This is a genomic window from Bradyrhizobium jicamae (assembly GCF_018130215.1).
GTDB classification, from domain to species: domain Bacteria; phylum Pseudomonadota; class Alphaproteobacteria; order Rhizobiales; family Xanthobacteraceae; genus Bradyrhizobium; species Bradyrhizobium jicamae_A.
Genome location: NZ_JAFCKQ010000044.1, coordinates 26,992 through 46,061 on the forward strand (window position 1 = coordinate 26,992; position 19,070 = coordinate 46,061).

Sequence of the window (19,070 nt, forward strand, 5' to 3'; positions counted from 1 at the left end):
AGACTTCGCTAGGTGCTGGATCAGAGATGTTATATTGTAACATTAGGGCGGCCGGGCAGATCCGTTGCTTTCCCGGCCGAGGCGCATGTCGACATGAAGTGGTTCCGGGCAAATATCAGACAGGGTTCGCGGCTCGCGCTTCTCGCGCTCGCGATCCAGTTTGTGCTGTCGTTCGGACATGTCCACGAAAGCCATGCGCGTGCGGCACTCGGCGACGTGCAGCACGCCGTTCGCACTGTGTCGGCGCCTGTCCCGCAAGTTGTTCGGGATGCGGGCGCGTCCTGGTTCATTCCCTCCTGGGTCGTTCGCTCGAGGGCGCACTCGGATGGTCGTTCCGATCATCATGGACTGGCAGACGATTGTCCGATCTGCGCCGTGCTGGCGCTCGCCAGCACGATGCTCTCGGCGACGCCGCCCGAACTGCCGGCTCCTCAAGCCGCCGAGTTCGCCTATCTGATCACCAACGCCGCGCCGGTCGACGTCGATTGGGCCGATGCCGCGTTTCAGCCTCGCGGACCGCCCGTCATCTGAGCGACGGCCGGCATCGGCCCGTTGACGCGTCGCGGCTGCTATCCCGGCATCGGGCAACAGTTGCGACCGATCTGTGCATACGCCGTGATTGAATGATCCAGTTCCCGGACAGAAGAATGAAAATGTCAACCTTTCGCGCGACCCGTCGTCTAGCTCTGGTGCTGGCGACGCTGTCGTTTGCATCGCCGCTATCCGCTCAACAGACGTCCGCACAGCAGACAGCGGCTCCGGCGCCGCAACAGGCTGCAGCGCCGACGCAAGCGCAGGCGGCCCCGCCGCAGGCAGTTCCGGCACCAGCGCAGGCGCCTGCATCACCTGCCGCGATGCCCTCGGCCGCATCCGCGCCGCAGACGATCGCCGCTCCGGGCGATGGCGAGAGCAAGTTGCTGAAGTCCACTGCGACCGGCCTGCATGAGTTGTCGCCGTGGACCATGTTCATGAACGCCGACATCATCGTGAAGGCGGTGATGATCGGTCTCGCCTTCGCCTCGCTGGTCACCTGGACGGTGTTCATTGCCAAGACCATCGAGCTGACCGTCGCCCAGGGCAAGCTGCGTCGCGCGCTCGCCAGGGTCGGCGAGGCGCGGTCGCTCGCCGAGGCGCAGTTCTCGCTCGGCGCCAAGGGCAGCGTGCTGTCGTCATTCATCAACGCCGCGATGCGCGAGGGACGGCTGTCGGCCGGAATCTCCAGCGACAGCGGCATCAAGGAGCGCGCGGCCTCGAGCTTCGCCGAGATCGTGCGCGCCGAGGCGCGCCGCATCCGCATCGGCATGGGCCTGCTCGCGACCATCGGCGCGACGTCGCCGTTCGTCGGCCTGTTCGGCACTGTCTGGGGCATCATGAACAGCTTCATCGGCATTTCGAAGTCGCAGACCACGAACCTTGCCGTGGTGGCGCCCGGTATCGCCGAGGCGCTGCTCGCAACTGCGATCGGTCTCGTCGCGGCGATCCCCGCGGTCATCATCTACAATCACTTCTCGCGTGTCACGAAGGGCTATCTCGAGCTCGTCAACCGCGCCTCGGGCGCCGCGGCACGGCTGCTGTCGCGCGATCTCGACCGTACCCATGGCAGCGTGCCCGGTAGCGCCCGCGCGGCGGCGGAGTAGGCGATGGCGGTCTCGATCACAGACGCTGACGGCGACGACGATTTCGCCGAATCCCACGAGATCAACGTCACGCCGTTCATCGACGTGATGCTGGTGCTGCTGATCATCTTCATGGTGGCGGCGCCGCTCTCGACCGTCGATCTGCCGATTGACTTGCCGACCTCGACGGCAACGGCGACGAAGAAGCCGGACAAGCCGACCTATGTCAGCATCAAGCCCGACCTCTCGCTTGCGATCGGCGAGACCTTCGTCAAGCGGGTCGATCTGGTGAACGCGCTCGACGCCATCCCCGACATGACCAAGGACAAGTACATCTTCGTGCGCGCCGATCGGGCGGTTCCCTATGGCGAACTGATGGACGTGCTGGAATTCCTGCGCAAGGGCGGCTATTCCAAGGTCAAGCTGGTGGCGCTGGAGGGAGTTCCGGATGCGGCGGCGCAGCAGGGCGCACCGACTGCGACGAAGCCATGATGAAGGCCTGACGCCGATGTCCGATCTCGAGCAGAAGCCGTCCCGGAAATTGTGGGTGTCCGCCGCGGTCGCAGCGCTGCTGCTGCATGTCGGCGGAGCCGCGCTCGCGCTGACCAACCTGCAGGCGGACGACCCGGAGGATGTCTCCGGCGTGTCGGCGATCGAGGTCGGAGTCGAACTGGCGGCACCGCAGCGTGAGGTCACCGATCTGCCGGCCGGTCCCGACGCGGATGCGTCGGTCGCTTCTCCTGAGGTCCCCGAGCAAAAGGCCGAGGTGAAGGAAACCGACCTGCCGAAGGACACCCCGACGACGACCGAAGACGCCGACCGCGTGGTGACCGAGAACGACAACAACAAGCCGAAGGAAGAAGAGCAGAAGGTCGCTGCGGTCCAGACCGCCGCATCGCAGGAGTCGGTCGCGGCGGAAGCGACCGCGATGCCGACGGTGGAAGCCGCTCCCGATGCGCAGCGCTCGGTGGCGCCGGTGGTCGGCAACGGCAACGCGCTCAGGCACGCGCGCGAGACCTGGCAGAAGGTCCTGATGGCGCATCTCGACAAGCACAAGAAATATCCGGCCGACCGCGCGCTCAAATCGGCCGAGATCTATGTGCGCTTCACGCTGGACCGGCTCGGGCACGTGCTCGAGACGTCGATCGAGAAGGGCTCCGGCGACGCCGCCTTCGACCAGGCTGCGATTGCAATGGTCAAGCGCTCCGACCCGGTTCCGGCGCCGCCTCCGCTCGTCGCCGACGAGGGCCTGAGCTTCACGCTGCCCGTGATCTTCCGCGTCAAGGGCAAGGGCTGAAGCTCCATTTCTCGATGTCATTCCGGGGCGCTGGCCATGGGGTCGCGTACGCGGTGACTGCAATCAGCTCTTCTTGACCAGCGGGCAGGCGCTCTTCTCGAGCGGCAGGAACGCTTCGTCCGCGGGAATGGTCGCAATCAGCCTGTAATAGTCCCACGGATATTTCGACTCGGACGGCTTCTTCACCTCGAACAGATAGGCCGGGTGGATCTTGCGGCCGTCGGCGCGGATCGAGCCCTTGCCGAACAGCGGATCGTCGGCCGGCAGCTCCTTCATCTTGGCGACCACGGCGCGGCCGTCATGCGGGTTGCCTCCGAGCGCTTCGAGCGCCTTGAAATAATGGATGAGCGACGAATAGACGCCGGCCTGCACCATGGTCGGCGGGTTCTTCTTGAAGCGCTCCATGAAGCGCTTCGAGAAGGCGCGGGTCTGGTCGTTCATGTCCCAGTAGAAGCTTTCGGTGAAGTTCAGGCCCTGGGCGATGTTGAGGCCGAGCGCGTTGACGTCGGTGATGAACATCAGCATGCCCGCAAGCTTCTGGCCGCCCGAGACGATGCCGAACTCGGCCGCCTGCTTGATCGCGTTGGTGGTGTCGCCGCCGGCGTTGGCGAGGCCGATGACCTTGGCCTTCGAACTCTGCGCCTGCAGCAGGAACGATGAAAAGTCAGCGGTGTTGAGCGGATGCTTGACGCTGCCGAGCACCTTGCCGCCGCTCGACGTGACGGCAGCCGTCGTGTCGCGCTCGAGCGCCTGGCCGAAGGCATAGTCCGCGGAGATGAAAAACCAGGTGTCGCCGCCGGATTTGACCAGCGCCCGGCCGGTGCCGTTGGCGAGCATGTAGGTGTCGTAGGCCCAGTGCACGGTATTGGGCGTGCATTGCGAGCCGGTGAGATCGGACGAACCCGAGCCCGAGTTCAGGTTGACGACATTCTTCTCTTTGGCGAGGTTGGCGATCGCGAGCCCGACATTGGAGGCCGCGAGATCGACGAACACGTCGACCTTCTCGACATCGATCCACTGCTTGCCGATATTGACGGCGACGTCGGGCTTGTTCTGGTGATCGGCCGAAATGACGTCGATCTTCCAGCCCTTCGCCAGCAGCCCGGAATCCTCGACCGCCATTTGCGCCGCGACCACCGAGCCCGGTCCGCCGATGTCCTGGTAGAGTCCGGACTGATCGCCGAGCGCGCCGACGCGGACCACCTTGTCCATCGTCTGCGCGGATGCGCCGGCGCCGAACAGGCTCATGCCCGCCACGAGGGCTGCAATGGATCGCTTCATCTTTCCTCCCGCATGATTTTTGTTCTGGGGCTTCACTATGCCCGGCGGCAACGGCGCCGCCTAGGGGAGCGAAAGTCGATCGCGAAATTCCACGTTGCGACAAATTAATTCGACCCTTGTTGAGCCGGCACTATGGTTGTGCAGAGGCAGGGCATGCGCATGAACTTGACTGGCTCAGTGTCGGCGACCAACGCACGGCCGTGCGGGATCGATTGGCTCAGGGTCGATATGGCGCATCGCCCTGCCGTGTGGATCACGGCCCTCTCGGTCGGGATCGTGCACGCGGCGACGGCCGGTCGCTATGATGCGCAGCGCAATGAACTCTACTTCCTCGCCTGTGGCTGGCATCCGGATTTCGGCTATGTCGACCAGCCCCCGCTGGTGCCGTTGATTGCGGCGACGACCCAGCTGTTCGGCATCAGCACCTGGATGCTGCGGCTGCCCGCGACGATCGCCGCTGTCGCTCTGGTGTTTCTGGCGGCGTCCTTTGCGCGACTGCTGGGCGGCGGGGCGAGGGCGGCTGTGTTTGCCGCGATCGCGGCAAGCATCGCGCCGGGCCTTGCCGGACTGTCCTCGCATCTGACGACATCGACCTTCGAGCCGCTGGCCTGGACCGGCGCGGCATTCCTGCTGGTGCGGGCGATCCGCGAGGAGCGACGCACCGATCTGGTCTGGACCGGTGTCGTCGCGGGCGCGGCGATGGAAGCGAAATGGGGCATCGCGATCTGGCTGGTCGCGCTCGGCGCGGGCATCGTCGCGACATCGTCGCGCCGCATCCTCGCCTGGTGGCAGCTCTGGCTCGGGGTCGTGATCGCAGCCGCGCTGTTCGCACCGAACCTGATCTGGCAGTGGCAGCACGACTGGCCGTTCTTCGCGGTGATCCTGCCGCATCTCGAGAGCCAGAGGGATTACACCGGTCCGTTCTGGCAGTTCGAATGGCGGCAGGCGCTGTCGATGAACGTCGTGCTCGCGCCCTTGATCGTTGCAGGCATGCTTGCGCCCTTCGTCGATCGCCGGCTCGCCGATGCGCGGTTCCTGTCGATCGGTTTCGTGCTGACGACCGCGTTCTATTTCCTGCAGCGCGGCACGAACTACTATCTGTTTCCGGTCTATCCCACGATGTTTATCGTCGGCGCCGTCTGCTGCGAACGGCTCGACGCCTGGATCACGCGTGGCTGGATCGCTGGTGCCATCGCCGTCAGCGCGGTGTTCGCGCCGGTCGCATTGCCGATCCTGGAGCCCGAACTGCTGCAACGCTACATGCAGGCGACCGGCATCAAGCCTGCGCCGATCGAGGCGGCGGGCGTCGGTGCTCCGCTGACCCAAGGCCTGTCGGACGAGTTCGGCTGGCGCGAACTCGAGCAGAAGGTCGCCAAGGCCTATCGGGCGCTGCCGCCGGACGAGCGGAGCCGCGCCGCCATCGTCGCGGCCAATTACGGGCAGGCGGCCGCGATCGATGTCTACGGCAAGGCCGACGGCTTGCCGCCGGCGCTGAGCGGCCACAACCAGTATTGGCTATGGGGGCCACGCGGCTACGACGGTTCACTCGCCATCCATGTCGGTGGCGACCCGCAGCGCTGGCAGCGTGGGTGCCAGTCGATCCAGAACGTCGACAAGACCGACAACGCCTTTGCCATGCCGTATGAGAACAACCGGCCGATCTTCATCTGCCGCGGCATCCGCGTGCCGCTGACGCAGATCTGGGACAGGTTGAGGCGCTACCGCTGACCTGACGGGATCAGCGCCAGTAGTAGCGGATCGCGACGTAGACCACGACGAGGCAGCCGAAGATCAGCGCCACCGGCAGCGGGCGCTTGGCGTTCGGGTCCTGCTTCGGCTTGCTGGGCAGGCGGCGGAATGCGGTGACGTTGCCGGTGTCGGTGCTCGGCTCGCGCGAGCGGGCGGGAACTTCGGGGGCGGTTCCGGCACCGCCCATTTCGGCATAGTAGCTGCGGTACATCTGCTGGATGGTCGCCTCGCTCGCCTCGGCCTCGTCCATCTGCTCCAGCAGCTTCTTGTAGATGGCCAGGAAATTCTGCGCTTCCAGCGGCAGGGCGGAGGCGCCGTTGAGCTTGGCCATCATCTTCCAGGTTGCAAAGTCGGCCCGCGCGCGGGTGTCGGCGCGTCGCGCAATCAGCATGTCGGCAGCTTTGATCACCATGGCCTCGAAGCGTTCCTCGGTCTCATTTACGTATTTCCTGTGATCAGGAGAAGGGCCTGGATCACATATCCGGTCAGTGTCCGCAGTATCGTGGAAATAACATCAAGATTGAGGCCCAGCCGGCTGCCCAGCATCGGCAGCAGGATCAGGAGCCCGATCAGGATCAGCATGCCGTAGGGCTCGAGCCGGGCCAACGGGAGGGCCAGCGGCCGTGGCAACAGCCCGACGGCGACCCGGCCGCCGTCCAGCGGCGGGATCGGCATCATGTTGAAGATCGCAAGCACGATGTTGATCAGGAAGGCGTTTTTCAGATTGTCCGCGGTCCACCGGGCGGCATCCGCCGGGACGAAAGGCAGGGCGTGGAATGCCAGCGCCGCGGCGGTCGCCAGGATGATGTTGGTCAGAGGTCCCGCCAGCGCCACCCACACCATGTCGAGCCTGGGGTGGTTCAGGTTGCGGAAGTTCACCGGGACCGGCTTGGCATAGCCGAACAGGAACGGCGAATGCCCCAGCAGCAGCACGGCGGGCAGGATCAGCGTGCCGAACGGGTCGATATGCTTCAGGGGATTGAAGCTGACGCGGCCGAGCTGCCAGGCCGTGTTGTCACCGAGCCGGTGGGCGACGAAGCCGTGCGCCGCCTCGTGGAAGGTGATGGCGATCACCAGCGGCAGCACCCAGACCGAGATGTCGTAGAGCGAGATGTTCAATGTGCTGAGCCTTGATGCGGGCTTTGGGTCGCGAGGGATCGAACCACGAGGCTAGCACGGATTTGCCGCATCCCCGGTGACAGCGGCTAATAGGTCGCGCGCCCGCCCGAGATGTCGAACACCGCGCCGGTCGAGAAGGCGCAATCCTGCGACGCCAGCCAGGTCACCATCGCGGCCAGCTCCTCGACCAGCACGAAGCGGCCCTTCGGGATCTTCGACAGCATGAAGTCGATGTGCTGCTGCGTCATCTGGTCGAAGATCGCGGTCTTCGCCGCGGCCGGCGTCACCGCGTTGACGAGGATGTCGTGCTGCGCGAGCTCCTTGCCGAGCGATTTCGTCAGCGCGATCAGGCCGGCCTTCGATGACGAATAATGCGCCGCGTTCGGGTTGCCTTCCTTGCCGGCGATCGAGGCGATGTTGACGATGCGGCCGTATTTCTGGCCGATCATCACAGGCACGATCGCCTTGCAGCAGATGAAGGGAGCCTCGAGATTGATGCGCATTACCCTGCGCCAGTCGTCGAGATCGGTTTCCCAGACCGGCTTGTTGGCTCCGGTGATGCCGGCATTGTTGACGAGGATGTCGATCTTGCCGAACGCCCTCAGCGTCTGATCGCGCGCGGAGTCCACGGCGGCAGGGTCGGCGACGTCGGTCTTGATCGCGATCACGTTCTCGCCGATCGCCTTGGCGGTCTTCTCGGCCAGCTGCTGGTCGAAATCCCAGATTGCGACTTTCGCGCCGGAGGCGACAAAGCGCTCGGTGATGGCGCGGCCGAAGCCCTGCGCGCCACCGGTGACGACGGCGCAGCGGCCGTTGAGATCGATCTTGTTCATGCCGGGTGCCCTCGGATGCGTCAGAGCATGAAGCCGCCGTCGACGACCATGTCGACGCCGGTGGTGAATGCGGCCTCGTCGCTTGCGAGATAGACCGCCATGGCCGCTATTTCCTCGGCGGTGCCGAGCCGGCCCATCTTCTGGCGGGCGACGAATTTCTCGCGTCCATCGGGGCCAGCTGCCGCCGCGCGATCGAGCATCGAGGGAGTCTCCACGGTGCCCGGGCAGATGCTGTTGCAGCGGATGCCCTGCGTGATGAAGTCGAGCGCAACCGCGCGCGTCAGCAGCGAGACCGCCGCCTTGGACGCGCTGTAGACATAGCGGTTGGCCGGGGGCCGGAGCGCCGCACAGGACGAGATGTTGACAATGCTGCCGCCGCCGCCCGCCAGCATCGCCGGCAGGAACGCCTTGATGGTCCGGTGCATGGATTTGACGTTGAGGTCGAACGAGAAGTCGAAGTCCTCTTCCGAGCAGTCCAGGATGGTTCCGTTGTGCACGAAGCCGGCTGCATTGAGCAGGACGTCGATCTTGCCGACGCGCTTGGCGAAGGCATTGACGTCAGCGGTGTTGCGCACGTCGAGCCGCGACGTCTCGGCAATGCCTTCCTTGCCGAGCGTGGCGATGCCGCCTTCATTGATGTCGGTCGCGATGACCGTGGCGCCTTCGCGCGCGAATGCGATGGCGCATGCACGTCCGATGCCCGCGGCGGCGGCGGTGACGACGGCCCGCTTTCCCTTCAGTCGGTCTGACATTGATTGCTCCTTTTCCGTGTCCGTCATTCCGGGGCGCGCGCAGCGCGAACCCGGAATCCCGAGATTCCGGGTTCGATGCTATCGCATCGCCCCGGAATGACGGCGTTTGGTATCAGTGATTGTCCCGCGCGACGCCGACCTTGCCGGCGATGTTCTGGTAGCGCGTCGCCAGCTCGAGGCAGGCGCCGGTCGCGTGCTGGCCGACTGTCTGCCGGTAGAGCTCCTGCCACGGCGTCTGGTTCGCCGGATGCGGGAATCCGCCCTTGGCTTTCAGCTCGGCGCGGCGGGTGCGCAGCTCGTCTTCCGAGATCAGGATGTTGGCGCTGCCCTTGTTGAGGTCGATGCGCACCTTGTCGCCGGTCCTGAGGATCGCGAGCCCGCCATCGGCAGCCGCTTCCGGCGAGGCGTTGAGGATCGACGGCGAGCCCGAGGTGCCGGACTGCCGGCCGTCGCCGATGCAGGGCAGGGACAGGATGCCGCGTTTGATCAGGGCAGCTGGCGGCTGCATGTTCACGACCTCGGCGCCGCCGGGATAGCCGATCGGACCGGTGCCGCGGATGAACAGCACGCAGTGTTCGTCGATACCGAGCGCGGGGTCCTCGATCCGTGTGTGATAATCCTCAGGACCCTCGAACACGATGGCGCGGCCCTCGAAGGCGTTGAGGTCCTTCGGGTTGGAGAGATAGCGGTCGCGGAACTCCTTGGAGATCACGCTGGTCTTCATGATCGCGGAGTCGAACAGATTGCCGCGCAGCACGATGAAGCCGGCGTCCTTCACCAGCGGCTTGTCATAGCTCCAGATCACGTCGCCGTCGGGCTTCGGCGCATCCTTGCAGTTCTCGCCCATGGTGCGGCCATTGGCGGTGACGGCGCCCTCGTGGATGCGCCTGTGCTTCATCAGCTCGCGCACCACCGACGGCACGCCGCCGGCACGGTGATATTCCTCGCCGAGATAGAAGCCGGCCGGCTGCATGTTCACCAGCAGCGGCACGTCGTGACCGTATTTCTGCCAGTCGTCGATCGAGAGTTCGACACCGACGTGGCGCGCCAGGGCGTTGATGTGGATCGGAGCGTTGGTCGAGCCGCCGATCGCGGAGTTGACCACGATGCAGTTCTCGAACGCCTGGCGCGTCAGGATGTCCGAAGGCTTGAGGTCTTCCCAGACCATCTCGACGATGCGCTTGCCGGTCTCGTAGGCGATCTGGCCGCGCTCGCGATAGGGCGCCGGGATCGCCGCGCAGCCCGGCAACGAGAAGCCCAGCGCCTCGGCGAGCGAGTTCATGGTCGAGGCTGTGCCCATGGTGTTGCAATGGCCCACCGATGGCGCCGAGGAGGCCACGATCTCCATGAACTCGTCATAATTGATCTCGCCCGCGGCGAGCCGCTCGCGCATCTTCCAGACGATGGTGCCGGACCCGGTGCGCTGGCCGTCATGCCAGCCGTTCAGCATCGGGCCGCCCGACAGCACGATTGCGGGCATATTGACGGTCGCCGCCGCCATCATGCAGGCCGGCGTGGTCTTGTCGCAGCCGGTGGTCAGCACGACGCCATCGAGCGGATAGCCGAACAGGATCTCGACGAGGCCGAGATAGGCGAGGTTGCGGTCGAGCGCTGCCGTCGGGCGCTTGCCGGTCTCCTGGATCGGGTGGGTCGGAAATTCCATCGCGATACCGCCTGCGGCACGGATGCCCTCGCGCACCCGGTGCGCAAGGTCGAGGTGATGCCGGTTGCACGGTGACAGGTCGTTGCCGGTCTGGGCGATGCCGATGATCGGCTTGCCCGACTGCAGTTCCTCGCGCGTCAGGCCGTAATTGAGGTAGCGCTCGAGATAGAGCGCGGTCATGCCCGGATTGTGCGGATTGTTGAACCATTCCCGGGAGCGGAGTTTGCGGCCCTTGCCGTTGTGGTCCTGGCCGGTGGCGGCATGCCCGTTGGTGTGGGGTTCTGTCATTGGTTTCTCCCGCAATGCAAACTCTTGATCGGCCTGTTCAGAGGCTTCGATTTCTACCTTGCGCAAATTGTTGCGCATTACAAATCCGGCGGATCACGAACAGGTGTCGCCGTCGGATGATTGGACCTTAGTTGAAGACACTTGGTTGCGCTATCATTTTGTCATTTGACCTCCCTGTGACAGTTCCTGATCGGGGTGCTAGCTGCGCCGCGCCGAACTTTGCCGTTCCATGACACTGAAGCCGAGATCGACCACCGGCTCGGCGGGCCTGCGTCCTTCCAGCGTCTCGATCACCATCGTGGCAGCGTCCCTGCCCATTTCATAGCGATTGGTGCGCACGCTGCTCAGCGTCGGCACGCTCGACGACATGAATTCGAGATCATTGAAGCCGACGATCGCGATCTGGTCGGGCACCGCCATGTGTCGCCGCTTGCATTCGAACAGGGCGCCCAGCGCCAGGTCGTCATTGACGCAAAACACCGCGTCGATGTCGGGCGCCTTGGCGAGCAGGTCGGCAAACAGCGTGCCGCCCAGCGTCACCGAGGTCGGCACCGCCGTGGTGACGACCAGCCGCGGATCGAACAGCGCGGCGTCGTTCATCGCGGCCTGGTAGCCGTCGAGCCGTCGCTGCACCCGCGGGTCCATGCGCGCTCCGAGGAAGCCGATCCGGCGGCACCCTTGCGCGAGCAGGTGGGCGATGGCGGCCCTGGAGGCGTCAAAATGCGAGAATCCGATCATCATGTCGATCGGGGAGGGTCCGATCTCCATGATCTGGACGATCGGACAATCGACGCTCTCCATGATGGCGCGGGAATCCGCGGTCTGGTTGATGCCGGTTACGATCAGACCGGCGGGCTTCTGTGCCAGAAACAGCCGCAGCAGGCGCTCTTCCTGCAGGATGCTGTAGCGGGTGTTGGCGAGCTGGATGGAGTAGCGGCTGCCGTCGAGCGCATCATAGATGCCTCGCAGCACGTCGGCGAACACGTTGTTGGTGAGCGAGGGGATCAGCACGCCGACCACCTCGGTGCGCTGCGAGGCGAGCGCGCGGGCGGCGAGGTTCGGCACATAGCCGAGCTCTTTTGCCGCACTCTCGACCCGTGCGCGCTTGCCGACCGAGAGGGCTTCGGGAGTCCTGAAGAAGCGCGACGCCGTGATCGGGCTGACGCCGGCGAGCTTGGCGACTTCGGTGAGCCTGATCTTCCCTGGCGTGATGCGCTTTCGGGCCATTTGCCGCTCATATCACAGGCCCCGTCGCGGACAAACCGATATTGACAGCGCTACCAGCACCTTGTTATTCGAGCGATTGCCAAAACCGAATAAACTGCGGACAATATCGTCGGTCCAAATCGGCCGTGTTCCATGCGGCCGCAGCAAGAACAGAGCGGTCGGGGCACTCGTCGTACACCGCCGGGAACGTTGAGGGAGGGAAGTGGATGTCGTCGGTCCAGATTCGCGACGTGCGCAAATCATTCGGCAATTTTGAAGTCCTGCACGGCGTGACGATTCCGATCGAGGACGGCGAGTTCGTCGTTCTGGTCGGCCCCTCCGGCTGCGGCAAGTCGACCCTGCTGCGCATGCTTGCCGGGCTCGAGAACATCACCTCGGGCACGATCTCGATCGGCGAACGTGTCGTCAACAATGTCCAGCCCAAAGAGCGCGACATTGCGATGGTGTTCCAGAACTACGCGCTCTATCCGCACATGACGGTCGCCGACAATATGGGCTTCTCGCTGAAGCTGCGCGGTGCCAAGCCCGCTGAAATAGCGACCGGCGTCAAGCGCGCAGCCGAAATCCTCGCGCTGACGCCGCTGCTCGACCGCTATCCCCGCCAGTTGTCCGGCGGCCAGCGCCAGCGCGTCGCCATGGGCCGCGCCATCGTGCGCGACCCGCAGGTGTTCCTGTTCGACGAGCCGCTGTCCAATCTCGACGCCAAGCTGCGCGTGGCGATGCGCACCGAGATCAAGGAACTGCATCAGCGGCTGCGCACCACCACCGTCTACGTCACCCACGACCAGATCGAGGCCATGACCATGGCCGACAAGATCGTGGTCATGCATGACGGCATCGTCGAGCAGATGGGATCGCCGCTCGAGCTCTACGACACGCCGGCGAACCAGTTCGTCGCCGGCTTCATCGGCTCGCCTGCGATGAATTTCCTCAAGGGCAACGTCAAGGTGAACGGCGCGGCCTATTTCGAAGGGCCGAACGGTGTCAGGCTGCCGTTGAAATCGGCGCCGGCCAATTCCGACGGCAAGCCCGCGGTCTATGGCGTCCGGCCGGAGCACTTCACGATTGCCGATGACGGCGCGGAGGCGGAGATCGTCGTCGTCGAGCCGACCGGCTCCGAGACCCAGGTGTTTGCGAAACTCGGCGGCGAGCAGGTCGTCGCAGTGTTCCGCGAGCGGCATTTGTTCAACCCTGGCGACAAGGTTCGGCTCAAGCCGGATCCCGGGCTTGTTCATCTGTTCGACGATGCGAACGGCAAACGCATGTCTTGACGTAAAAACTGGCCGATACAAGCAAGAACATAGAAACTGTAGGGAGAGAATAATGAGCGATTTCAACAGGCGTGACGTCCTCAAGGCCGGGCTTGGCGCCACCGCCGTTCTGGCGGGGCCGGGAATTGTCCCGGTGCGTGCCGCGACCTGGACCAACACGCCGGAGCCGAATGCCTCGATCCGGGTGCTGCGCTGGAAGCAGTTCATTCAGGCCGAGTACGACAAGTTCGCCGAGCTCACCAAGAAGTTCTCCGAGACGACAGGCGTCAAGGTGAAGCTCGAAGCCGAGAGCTGGGAGGACATCCGTCCGAAGGCCGCAGTCGCCGCCAATGTCGGCGCCGGACCTGACCTGATCATCGGGACGCTCGACGATCCGCACAAATTCCCCGAGAAACTGATCGACGTCACCGACGTCGCCGACTATCTCGGCGCCCAGTATGGCGGGTGGTATCCGGTCGCCGAGAAGTACGGCAAAAAGGGCAATGGCTGGATAGCGATCCCGCAGGGCGCGACCGGTGGCTGCCTGAACTACCGCATCAGCCACATGAAGGCGGCCGGCTTCCAGGAATTCCCCAAGGACACGGCCGGCTTCCTCAAGCTGTGCCAGGCCCTCAAGAAGAACAACACGCCGGCCGGCTTCGCGCTCGGCCACGCCACCGGCGATGCCAACGGCTGGTGCCAATGGGCGCTGTGGGCGTTCGGCGGCAAGGTCGTCAACGAGAAGAACGAGGTCGTGATCGACTCTCCCGAGACGATCGCCGCGATCGAATACGTCAAGCAGCTCTACGAGACCTTCATCCCCGGCGTGCTGTCGTGGAACGACTCGAACAACAACAAGGCGTTCCTGAACGGCGAGCTCAGCCTGACGCTGAACGGCATCTCGATCTGGACCGTCGGCAAGACCTCATCCGATCCGAAGCAGCAGGAAATCGCCAAGGACATGGACCACGCGCCGATGCCGATCGGCCCGGTGGGCAAGCCGACCGAGCAGCAGAACATCCTGGTGGCCTATGGCTACAAATATTCCAAGTACCCGAAGGCAGTGAAGGAATACATCAAGTTCATGTGGGACAAGGCGAACTACGACGCCTGGGAAGTCGCCTCCAACGGCTACGTCTCGCCGCCGCTGCCGGCCTACAACGACAATCCGGTCTGGACCTCCGATCCCAAGATCACGCCGTACCGCGACTGCCTCAAGCGCTGCCTGGACAACGGCTATGCCGGTGATCTCGGTTACGCCTCGGCTGCCGTGATGGGCGACTTCGTCGTCGTCGATATGTTCGCCGAAGCGGCAGCCGGATCGGTAACGCCGAAACAGGCGGCAGCGCGGGCTGCCGAGCGCGCCAAGCGCTACTACCAGAGCTGATCTTCTCTCATCCGCGCGGCGTCCGGTCCACTGGACGCCGCGGCAATTCTGTCAGGGAAACCCGAGATGGCAGTTCTGGCCGAGCCCGTCGCCGCGCAAGTCAAGCGCAGCAGCATGTGGTCCAGAGCGTTCGAAAGTCGAAACTTTCTGGGCGCGATGTTCATGGTGCCGGCAATCGCCATCCTTGTGCTGTTTCTGGCCTATCCGCTTGCGCTGGGCTTCTGGCTCGGCATGACCGACACCAAGATCGGCGGCGTCGGGCGTTTCATCGGCTTCCAGAATTTCGTTTCGCTCTCCAGGGACTCCGTATTCTGGCTGTCGGTGTTCAACACCATCTTCTATACGGTCACCGCCAGCATCGTGAAGTTCGCCATCGGGCTATACCTGGCGTTGCTTCTCAATGAGCGACTGCCGTTCAAGTCGATGATCAGGGCCATCGTATTGCTGCCGTTCGTGGTGCCGACCGTGCTGTCGGCGATCGCATTCTGGTGGATCTACGACAGCCAGTTCTCGATCATCTCGTGGGTGCTGATCAAGGCGGGCCTCCTGACGCGCTATATCGAATTCCTCGGCGATCCCTGGAACGCGCGCTGGTCGGTCGTGGTCGCCAATATCTGGCGCGGCGTGCCCTTCGTGGCGATCACGCTGCTCGCGGGCCTGCAGACCATCTCGCCTTCGCTCTACGAAGCGGCCAATCTCGACGGCGCCACCAACTGGCAGCGTTTCCGCCACATCACGCTGCCGATGTTGTCGCCGATCATCGCCGTGGTCATGACGTTTTCGGTGCTGATGACGTTCACCGACTTTCAGCTCATCTACACCATCACGCGAGGCGGACCGATCAACGCCACCCATCTGATGGCGACGCTGTCGTTCCAGCGCGCGATCACCGGCGGCAATCTCGGCGAGGGCGCGGCGATCTCGAATGCGATGATCCCGTTCCTGGTCGCGGCGATCCTGCTCAGCTTCTTCGGACTGCAGCGCTCTCGCTGGCAACAGGGCGGGAGGGACTGACGATGACAACCGTGGACGACCAGAGCGTCGGAATGTCCTACCTGGAGAGCTTTCCGAGGAAGCTCCTCCGCGTCTACCTCCCGCTCGGCCTGATCACGTTCTTCCTGCTGTTCCCGTTCTACTGGATGGCGGTGACGACGTTCAAGCCGGATGCGGAGATGTACGACTACGAGAAGTACAATCCGTTCCTGATCGCGCATCCGACGCTGGAGCATATCAAGAAGCTGTTCTTCGACACCGACTATCCGCTCTGGATGTGGAACACCGTGATCGTCTCGGTGTCCTCGACCTTCATCTCGCTGTTCGCCAGCGTCTGTGCGGCCTACGCGATCGAACGGCTTCGCTACAAGGGATCGCGTTATGTCGGGCTTGCGATCTTTCTTGGCTACCTGGTTCCTCCGTCCATCCTGTTCATCCCGCTTGCCGCGATCGTGTTTCAGCTCGGCTTGTTTGACGGCAATCTGGCGCTGATCCTGACCTATCCGACCTTTCTGATCCCGTTCTGCACCTGGCTGCTGATGGGATATTTCCGCACCATCCCCTACGAGCTCGAGGAGTGCGCGCTGATCGATGGCGCGACGCGGCTGCAGATCCTGACCAAGATCACGCTGCCGTTGTCGCTTCCCGGAGTGATCTCGGCCGGCATTTTCGCTTTCACCCTGTCGTGGAACGAGTTCATCTATGCGCTGACCTTCATCTCCTCGTCCGAAAACAAGACGATTCCCGTCGGCGCGATTACCGAGCTCGTCAACGGCGATGTCTATCATTGGGGCGCGCTGATGGCGGCGGCGCTGACAGGCTCTGTTCCGGTCGTTATCCTTTATTCCTTCTTCGTTGAGTACTATGTGTCGGCCATGACCGGCGCCGTGAAGGAGTGACCCGCCATGCGGACGCGCCCGAGGCGGCGCGTTCCGGCCAATAGGTAAGGAGTAGGCTCTTGCACATTCTGATTCTCGGCGCCGCCGGCATGGTCGGCCGCAAACTCGCGGAACGTCTGCTGCGTGAAGGCCGCCTCGGCAAGCAGGACATCACCAGGATGACGCTGCAGGACGTGGTCGCGCCGGCCAGGCCGGCGAATGCCTCGGTTCCGGTCAGCGTCGTCGCCTCGGATTTTGCAGATGCCGGCGCTGCCGCGCCCCTGATCGCCGAGCGGCCGGACGTGATCTTCCATCTCGCCGCGATCGTCTCGGGCGAGGCAGAGGCCGAGTTCGACAAGGGCTACCGCATCAACCTCGATGGCACGCGCTACCTGATCGACGCGATCCGCGCCGCCGGCGGCGGCTACAAGCCGCGGTTGGTGTTCACCTCCTCGATTGCGGTGTTCGGCGCGCCGTTCCCGGAGAAGATCGGCGACGAGTTCTTCCACACACCACTGACGAGCTACGGTACGCAGAAATCGATCTGCGAGCTCCTGATCAACGACTACACCCGCAAGGGTCTGCTCGACGGGATTTCTATCCGTCTTCCCACCATCTGCGTGCGGCCGGGCAAGCCCAACAAGGCGGCATCCGGCTTCTTCTCAAACATCATCCGTGAGCCCCTGGCGGGCGAGGAGGCGATCCTGCCGGTCTCCGAGGACGTGCGGCACTGGCACGCCTCGCCGAAATCGGCGGTCGGCTTCCTGATCCACGCCGGCACCATGGACCTCAACGCGATGGGCCCGCGGCGCAATCTCAGCATGCCCGGGCTCTCGGCCACCGTCGGTGAGCAGATCGCGGCCCTTGAACGTGTCGCCGGCAAGAACGTCATCGCGCGCATCAAGCGCGTGCCGGACCCGACCATCATCGGCATCGTCTCGGGATGGCCGCGCGATTTCGTCACCGATCGCGCGCTCAGGCTCGGCTTCACCACGGCCGAAAAGACCTTCGACGACATCATCCGAATCCATATCGAGGACGAACTCGGCGGCAAGTTCGTGGGCTGAAGCGCGCGTCGAGGAATGACTTTGAAGATGACCCGGGTTGCTTGCATCGGCGAATGCATGATCGAGCTGCGCCAGGCCCCAGGCGGCCAGGCCGGCGGGCTGTACACGCGCTTCTATGGCGGCGATACGCTCAACACCGCCGTCTATCTGTCGCGGCTCGGCGTCGATGTCGACTACATCACCGCGCTCGGTGACGACGCGCTGAGCGACGAGATGATCGCGGGCTGGGCCAGCGAGGGCATCGGCACCAAGCGCGTCGCCCGGCTGCCGGGCAAGCTGCCGGGACTTTATCTGATCCAGACCGACGACCGGGGCGAGCGGCGCTTCTTCCATTGGCGCGACAGCGCCGCCGCGCGCAGCCTGATGGACCTGCCCGAGACCGAGGACATCCTGAACTCGCTGGCGAGCTATGACATCGTCTATCTCTCGGCGATCACGCTCTCGATCCTGCAAGAGGACGGACGGGAAAGACTGATGGCGGCGCTCAAGCGCGCGCGGCTGCTTGGAACCCGGTTCGCGTTCGACACCAATTTCCGCGCCCGCGGCTGGCCCGATCTTGCCGTCGCGCGCAGTGTGTTCAGCGGCGCGTTCGAGACCGCCGATATCGTGCTCGCTTCGACCGAAGATCTCGCGCCGCTCTTTCCCGGCGAGAGCAACACGGCGCTGCTCGCCGCGATCTCCAGCCCCGAGGTGGTGCTGAAGCTCGCCGAACCGGCCTGCATCCTGCGTTTTGCCGGGAGATCGGGCGAGGTAAGGGCGGAGCCGCTGACCAAGCCGGTGGTCGACACCACGGCGGCAGGCGACAGCTTTGCCGCGGCCTATCTCGCCGCGCGTCTCGGCGGCGCCGAACCGGAGGATGCGGCGCGCGCGGGCCATCGTCTCGCCGGCGTCGTGATATGCTATCCCGGCGCGATCGTTCCACGCTACGCCATGCCGCTGAAGAAGCCGGTACGGTCCTCAACCTCCCGCAAGGCCTCCCAATGACAGCGACATCGAAGCAGGACCAGATCGCCGCGCTGTTCCGGCAAGCCACCGTGATCCCGGTGCTGACCATCGAGCGGCTGGAGGATGCCGTGCCGCTCGCCAGGGCGCTGGTGGCCGGCGGCGTGCGGACGCTGGAGGTGACGCTGCGCACGCCGGTCGCGATCGAGGCGGCCAAGGCGATGATTGCCGAAGTGCCCGACGCGATCGTCGGCATCGGTACCATCCTCAACGGCGATGACCTTGCGCGCGCGGAGGCGCTCGGCGCCAAATTCGGCATCAGCCCCGGTGGCACACCGGAGCTGTTGAAGGCGGCAGCAACCAGCCGGCTGCCGTTCGCGCCGGGCATCGCCACCGCGTCGGAACTGATGCAGGCGCTGGCTTGTGGCTTCGACGTCGTCAAGTTCTTCCCCGCCGAGCAGGCTGGCGGTATCAAGGCACTGCGGGCGCTCGCCGGCCCGTTCCCGCATGTCCGCGTCTGCCCGACCGGCGGTATCGGGGAGGCCAACGCGGCGACCTGGCTCGCCGAGCCGAATGTGCTGGCGGTCGGCGGCTCCTGGCTGTGCCCTTCCGCCGAGATCCGCGCCGGCAACTGGGCCGGCATAACCGCCATGTGCGCGAAGGCGATGAAAACGCTGAAAGCGGCCTGAAGATGGGTTACATAACTCCCTGAACAGGAACAGGGAGAT

General features: G+C 64.5%; 19 protein-coding genes. 12 read left to right on the forward strand and 7 right to left on the reverse strand.

The features are described from left to right. Positions 1-93 precede the first annotated feature (93 nt). The 4 genes from JQ586_RS31845 (at position 94) to JQ586_RS31860 (ending at position 2,913) form a co-directional block, all read left to right on the forward strand. Positions 94-531, forward strand: a complete 438-nt coding sequence (locus JQ586_RS31845) for a DUF2946 family protein (protein WP_212398593.1) — start codon at positions 94-96, stop codon at positions 529-531. A 116-nt stretch (positions 532-647) separates the two neighbouring features. Further along, on the forward strand, positions 648-1,637 hold the full coding sequence (gene exbB / locus JQ586_RS31850; RefSeq protein ID WP_212398594.1) for a tonB-system energizer ExbB: 990 nt from the start codon (positions 648-650) through the stop codon (positions 1,635-1,637). A 3-nt stretch (positions 1,638-1,640) separates the two neighbouring features. Then, positions 1,641-2,108, forward strand: a complete 468-nt coding sequence (gene exbD / locus JQ586_RS31855) for a TonB system transport protein ExbD (RefSeq protein ID WP_212398595.1) — start codon at positions 1,641-1,643, stop codon at positions 2,106-2,108. Between the two features lie 16 nt (positions 2,109-2,124). Continuing rightward, positions 2,125-2,913, forward strand: a complete 789-nt coding sequence (locus JQ586_RS31860) for an energy transducer TonB (protein ID WP_212398596.1) — start codon at positions 2,125-2,127, stop codon at positions 2,911-2,913. A 63-nt stretch (positions 2,914-2,976) separates the two neighbouring features. Here the strand turns inward: JQ586_RS31860 and JQ586_RS31865 are convergent, their stop codons facing one another. Continuing rightward, a complete protein-coding gene (locus tag JQ586_RS31865) occupies positions 2,977-4,194 on the reverse strand; it encodes an ABC transporter substrate-binding protein (RefSeq protein WP_212398597.1) in 1,218 nt (405 codons plus the stop codon). 159 nt (positions 4,195-4,353) lie between these two features. Here JQ586_RS31865 and JQ586_RS31870 point away from each other — a divergent pair, with 159 nt between their 5' ends. Then, positions 4,354-5,922 (forward strand): glycosyltransferase family 39 protein, encoded by a 1,569-nt coding sequence (locus JQ586_RS31870; RefSeq protein WP_212398598.1) that lies wholly within the window; start codon positions 4,354-4,356, stop codon positions 5,920-5,922. Positions 5,923-5,932: 10 nt separating this feature from the next. Here JQ586_RS31870 and JQ586_RS31875 read toward each other — a convergent pair whose 3' ends face one another. The 6 genes from JQ586_RS31875 to JQ586_RS31900 all read right to left on the reverse strand — a co-directional run bounded on the left by JQ586_RS31875 (position 5,933) and on the right by JQ586_RS31900 (position 11,825). Continuing rightward, on the reverse strand, positions 5,933-6,355 hold the full coding sequence (locus tag JQ586_RS31875) for a hypothetical protein (RefSeq protein WP_249148457.1): 423 nt from the start codon (positions 6,353-6,355) through the stop codon (positions 5,933-5,935). A gap of 26 nt (positions 6,356-6,381) precedes the next feature. Continuing rightward, positions 6,382-7,062, reverse strand: coding sequence for a site-2 protease family protein (locus JQ586_RS31880; RefSeq protein ID WP_212398599.1), 681 nt, complete (start codon positions 7,060-7,062; stop codon positions 6,382-6,384). A gap of 86 nt (positions 7,063-7,148) precedes the next feature. Continuing rightward, positions 7,149-7,895: an SDR family NAD(P)-dependent oxidoreductase gene (locus JQ586_RS31885; protein ID WP_212398600.1), complete on the reverse strand. Its 747-nt coding sequence runs from the start codon at positions 7,893-7,895 to the stop codon at positions 7,149-7,151. A 20-nt stretch (positions 7,896-7,915) separates the two neighbouring features. Beyond that, positions 7,916-8,647 carry an SDR family oxidoreductase gene (locus tag JQ586_RS31890; RefSeq protein WP_212398601.1) on the reverse strand — a complete coding sequence of 244 codons (732 nt, stop codon included), beginning with the start codon at positions 8,645-8,647 and terminating at the stop codon, positions 7,916-7,918. A 112-nt stretch (positions 8,648-8,759) separates the two neighbouring features. Then, entirely contained in the window at positions 8,760-10,598 is a 1,839-nt protein-coding gene (locus JQ586_RS31895; RefSeq protein ID WP_212398602.1) for an IlvD/Edd family dehydratase, read from the reverse strand. Between the two features lie 198 nt (positions 10,599-10,796). After that, a complete protein-coding gene (locus JQ586_RS31900; RefSeq protein WP_212398603.1) occupies positions 10,797-11,825 on the reverse strand; it encodes a LacI family DNA-binding transcriptional regulator in 1,029 nt (342 codons plus the stop codon). 206 nt (positions 11,826-12,031) lie between these two features. On the opposite strand from JQ586_RS31900, the gene JQ586_RS31905 reads away from it, so the two are divergent. The 7 genes from JQ586_RS31905 to eda all read left to right on the forward strand — a co-directional run bounded on the left by JQ586_RS31905 (position 12,032) and on the right by eda (position 19,031). Next, positions 12,032-13,096: an ABC transporter ATP-binding protein gene (locus JQ586_RS31905; protein ID WP_212398604.1), complete on the forward strand. Its 1,065-nt coding sequence runs from the start codon at positions 12,032-12,034 to the stop codon at positions 13,094-13,096. Between the two features lie 52 nt (positions 13,097-13,148). Continuing rightward, entirely contained in the window at positions 13,149-14,462 is a 1,314-nt protein-coding gene (locus JQ586_RS31910; RefSeq protein ID WP_212398605.1) for an ABC transporter substrate-binding protein, read from the forward strand. Positions 14,463-14,528: 66 nt separating this feature from the next. Beyond that, positions 14,529-15,476: a carbohydrate ABC transporter permease gene (locus tag JQ586_RS31915; protein ID WP_212398606.1), complete on the forward strand. Its 948-nt coding sequence runs from the start codon at positions 14,529-14,531 to the stop codon at positions 15,474-15,476. A gap of 2 nt (positions 15,477-15,478) precedes the next feature. Next, positions 15,479-16,354 (forward strand): carbohydrate ABC transporter permease, encoded by an 876-nt coding sequence (locus JQ586_RS31920; RefSeq protein ID WP_212398607.1) that lies wholly within the window; start codon positions 15,479-15,481, stop codon positions 16,352-16,354. 59 nt (positions 16,355-16,413) lie between these two features. Further along, positions 16,414-17,400 carry a D-erythronate dehydrogenase gene (gene denD / locus JQ586_RS31925; RefSeq protein WP_212398608.1) on the forward strand — a complete coding sequence of 329 codons (987 nt, stop codon included), beginning with the start codon at positions 16,414-16,416 and terminating at the stop codon, positions 17,398-17,400. 27 nt (positions 17,401-17,427) lie between these two features. Further along, positions 17,428-18,384 carry a sugar kinase gene (locus tag JQ586_RS31930; protein WP_212398609.1) on the forward strand — a complete coding sequence of 319 codons (957 nt, stop codon included), beginning with the start codon at positions 17,428-17,430 and terminating at the stop codon, positions 18,382-18,384. Beyond that, positions 18,381-19,031, forward strand: a complete 651-nt coding sequence (gene eda / locus JQ586_RS31935; RefSeq protein ID WP_212398610.1) for a bifunctional 4-hydroxy-2-oxoglutarate aldolase/2-dehydro-3-deoxy-phosphogluconate aldolase — start codon at positions 18,381-18,383, stop codon at positions 19,029-19,031. Before JQ586_RS31930 ends, eda begins: the two co-directional genes overlap by 4 nt. Positions 19,032-19,070 lie beyond the last annotated feature (39 nt).

Excerpts from the sequence above, each read along its gene's own strand:
- JQ586_RS31845 (WP_212398593.1), top strand. The coding sequence starts at position 94 with ATGAAGTGGTTCCGGGCAAATATCAGACAGGGTTCGCGGCTCGCGCTT.
- exbB (WP_212398594.1), top strand. The coding sequence starts at position 648 with ATGAAAATGTCAACCTTTCGCGCGACCCGTCGTCTAGCTCTGGTGCTG.
- exbD (WP_212398595.1), top strand. The coding sequence starts at position 1,641 with ATGGCGGTCTCGATCACAGACGCTGACGGCGACGACGATTTCGCCGAA.
- JQ586_RS31860 (WP_212398596.1), top strand. The coding sequence starts at position 2,125 with ATGTCCGATCTCGAGCAGAAGCCGTCCCGGAAATTGTGGGTGTCCGCC.
- JQ586_RS31865 (WP_212398597.1), bottom strand. The coding sequence starts at position 4,194 with ATGAAGCGATCCATTGCAGCCCTCGTGGCGGGCATGAGCCTGTTCGGC.
- JQ586_RS31870 (WP_212398598.1), top strand. The coding sequence starts at position 4,354 with ATGAACTTGACTGGCTCAGTGTCGGCGACCAACGCACGGCCGTGCGGG.
- JQ586_RS31875 (WP_249148457.1), bottom strand. The coding sequence starts at position 6,355 with ATGGTGATCAAAGCTGCCGACATGCTGATTGCGCGACGCGCCGACACC.
- JQ586_RS31885 (WP_212398600.1), bottom strand. The coding sequence starts at position 7,895 with ATGAACAAGATCGATCTCAACGGCCGCTGCGCCGTCGTCACCGGTGGC.
- JQ586_RS31890 (WP_212398601.1), bottom strand. The coding sequence starts at position 8,647 with ATGTCAGACCGACTGAAGGGAAAGCGGGCCGTCGTCACCGCCGCCGCC.
- JQ586_RS31895 (WP_212398602.1), bottom strand. The coding sequence starts at position 10,598 with ATGACAGAACCCCACACCAACGGGCATGCCGCCACCGGCCAGGACCAC.
- JQ586_RS31900 (WP_212398603.1), bottom strand. The coding sequence starts at position 11,825 with ATGGCCCGAAAGCGCATCACGCCAGGGAAGATCAGGCTCACCGAAGTC.
- JQ586_RS31905 (WP_212398604.1), top strand. The coding sequence starts at position 12,032 with ATGTCGTCGGTCCAGATTCGCGACGTGCGCAAATCATTCGGCAATTTT.
- JQ586_RS31910 (WP_212398605.1), top strand. The coding sequence starts at position 13,149 with ATGAGCGATTTCAACAGGCGTGACGTCCTCAAGGCCGGGCTTGGCGCC.
- JQ586_RS31915 (WP_212398606.1), top strand. The coding sequence starts at position 14,529 with ATGGCAGTTCTGGCCGAGCCCGTCGCCGCGCAAGTCAAGCGCAGCAGC.
- JQ586_RS31920 (WP_212398607.1), top strand. The coding sequence starts at position 15,479 with ATGACAACCGTGGACGACCAGAGCGTCGGAATGTCCTACCTGGAGAGC.
- JQ586_RS31930 (WP_212398609.1), top strand. The coding sequence starts at position 17,428 with ATGACCCGGGTTGCTTGCATCGGCGAATGCATGATCGAGCTGCGCCAG.
- eda (WP_212398610.1), top strand. The coding sequence starts at position 18,381 with ATGACAGCGACATCGAAGCAGGACCAGATCGCCGCGCTGTTCCGGCAA.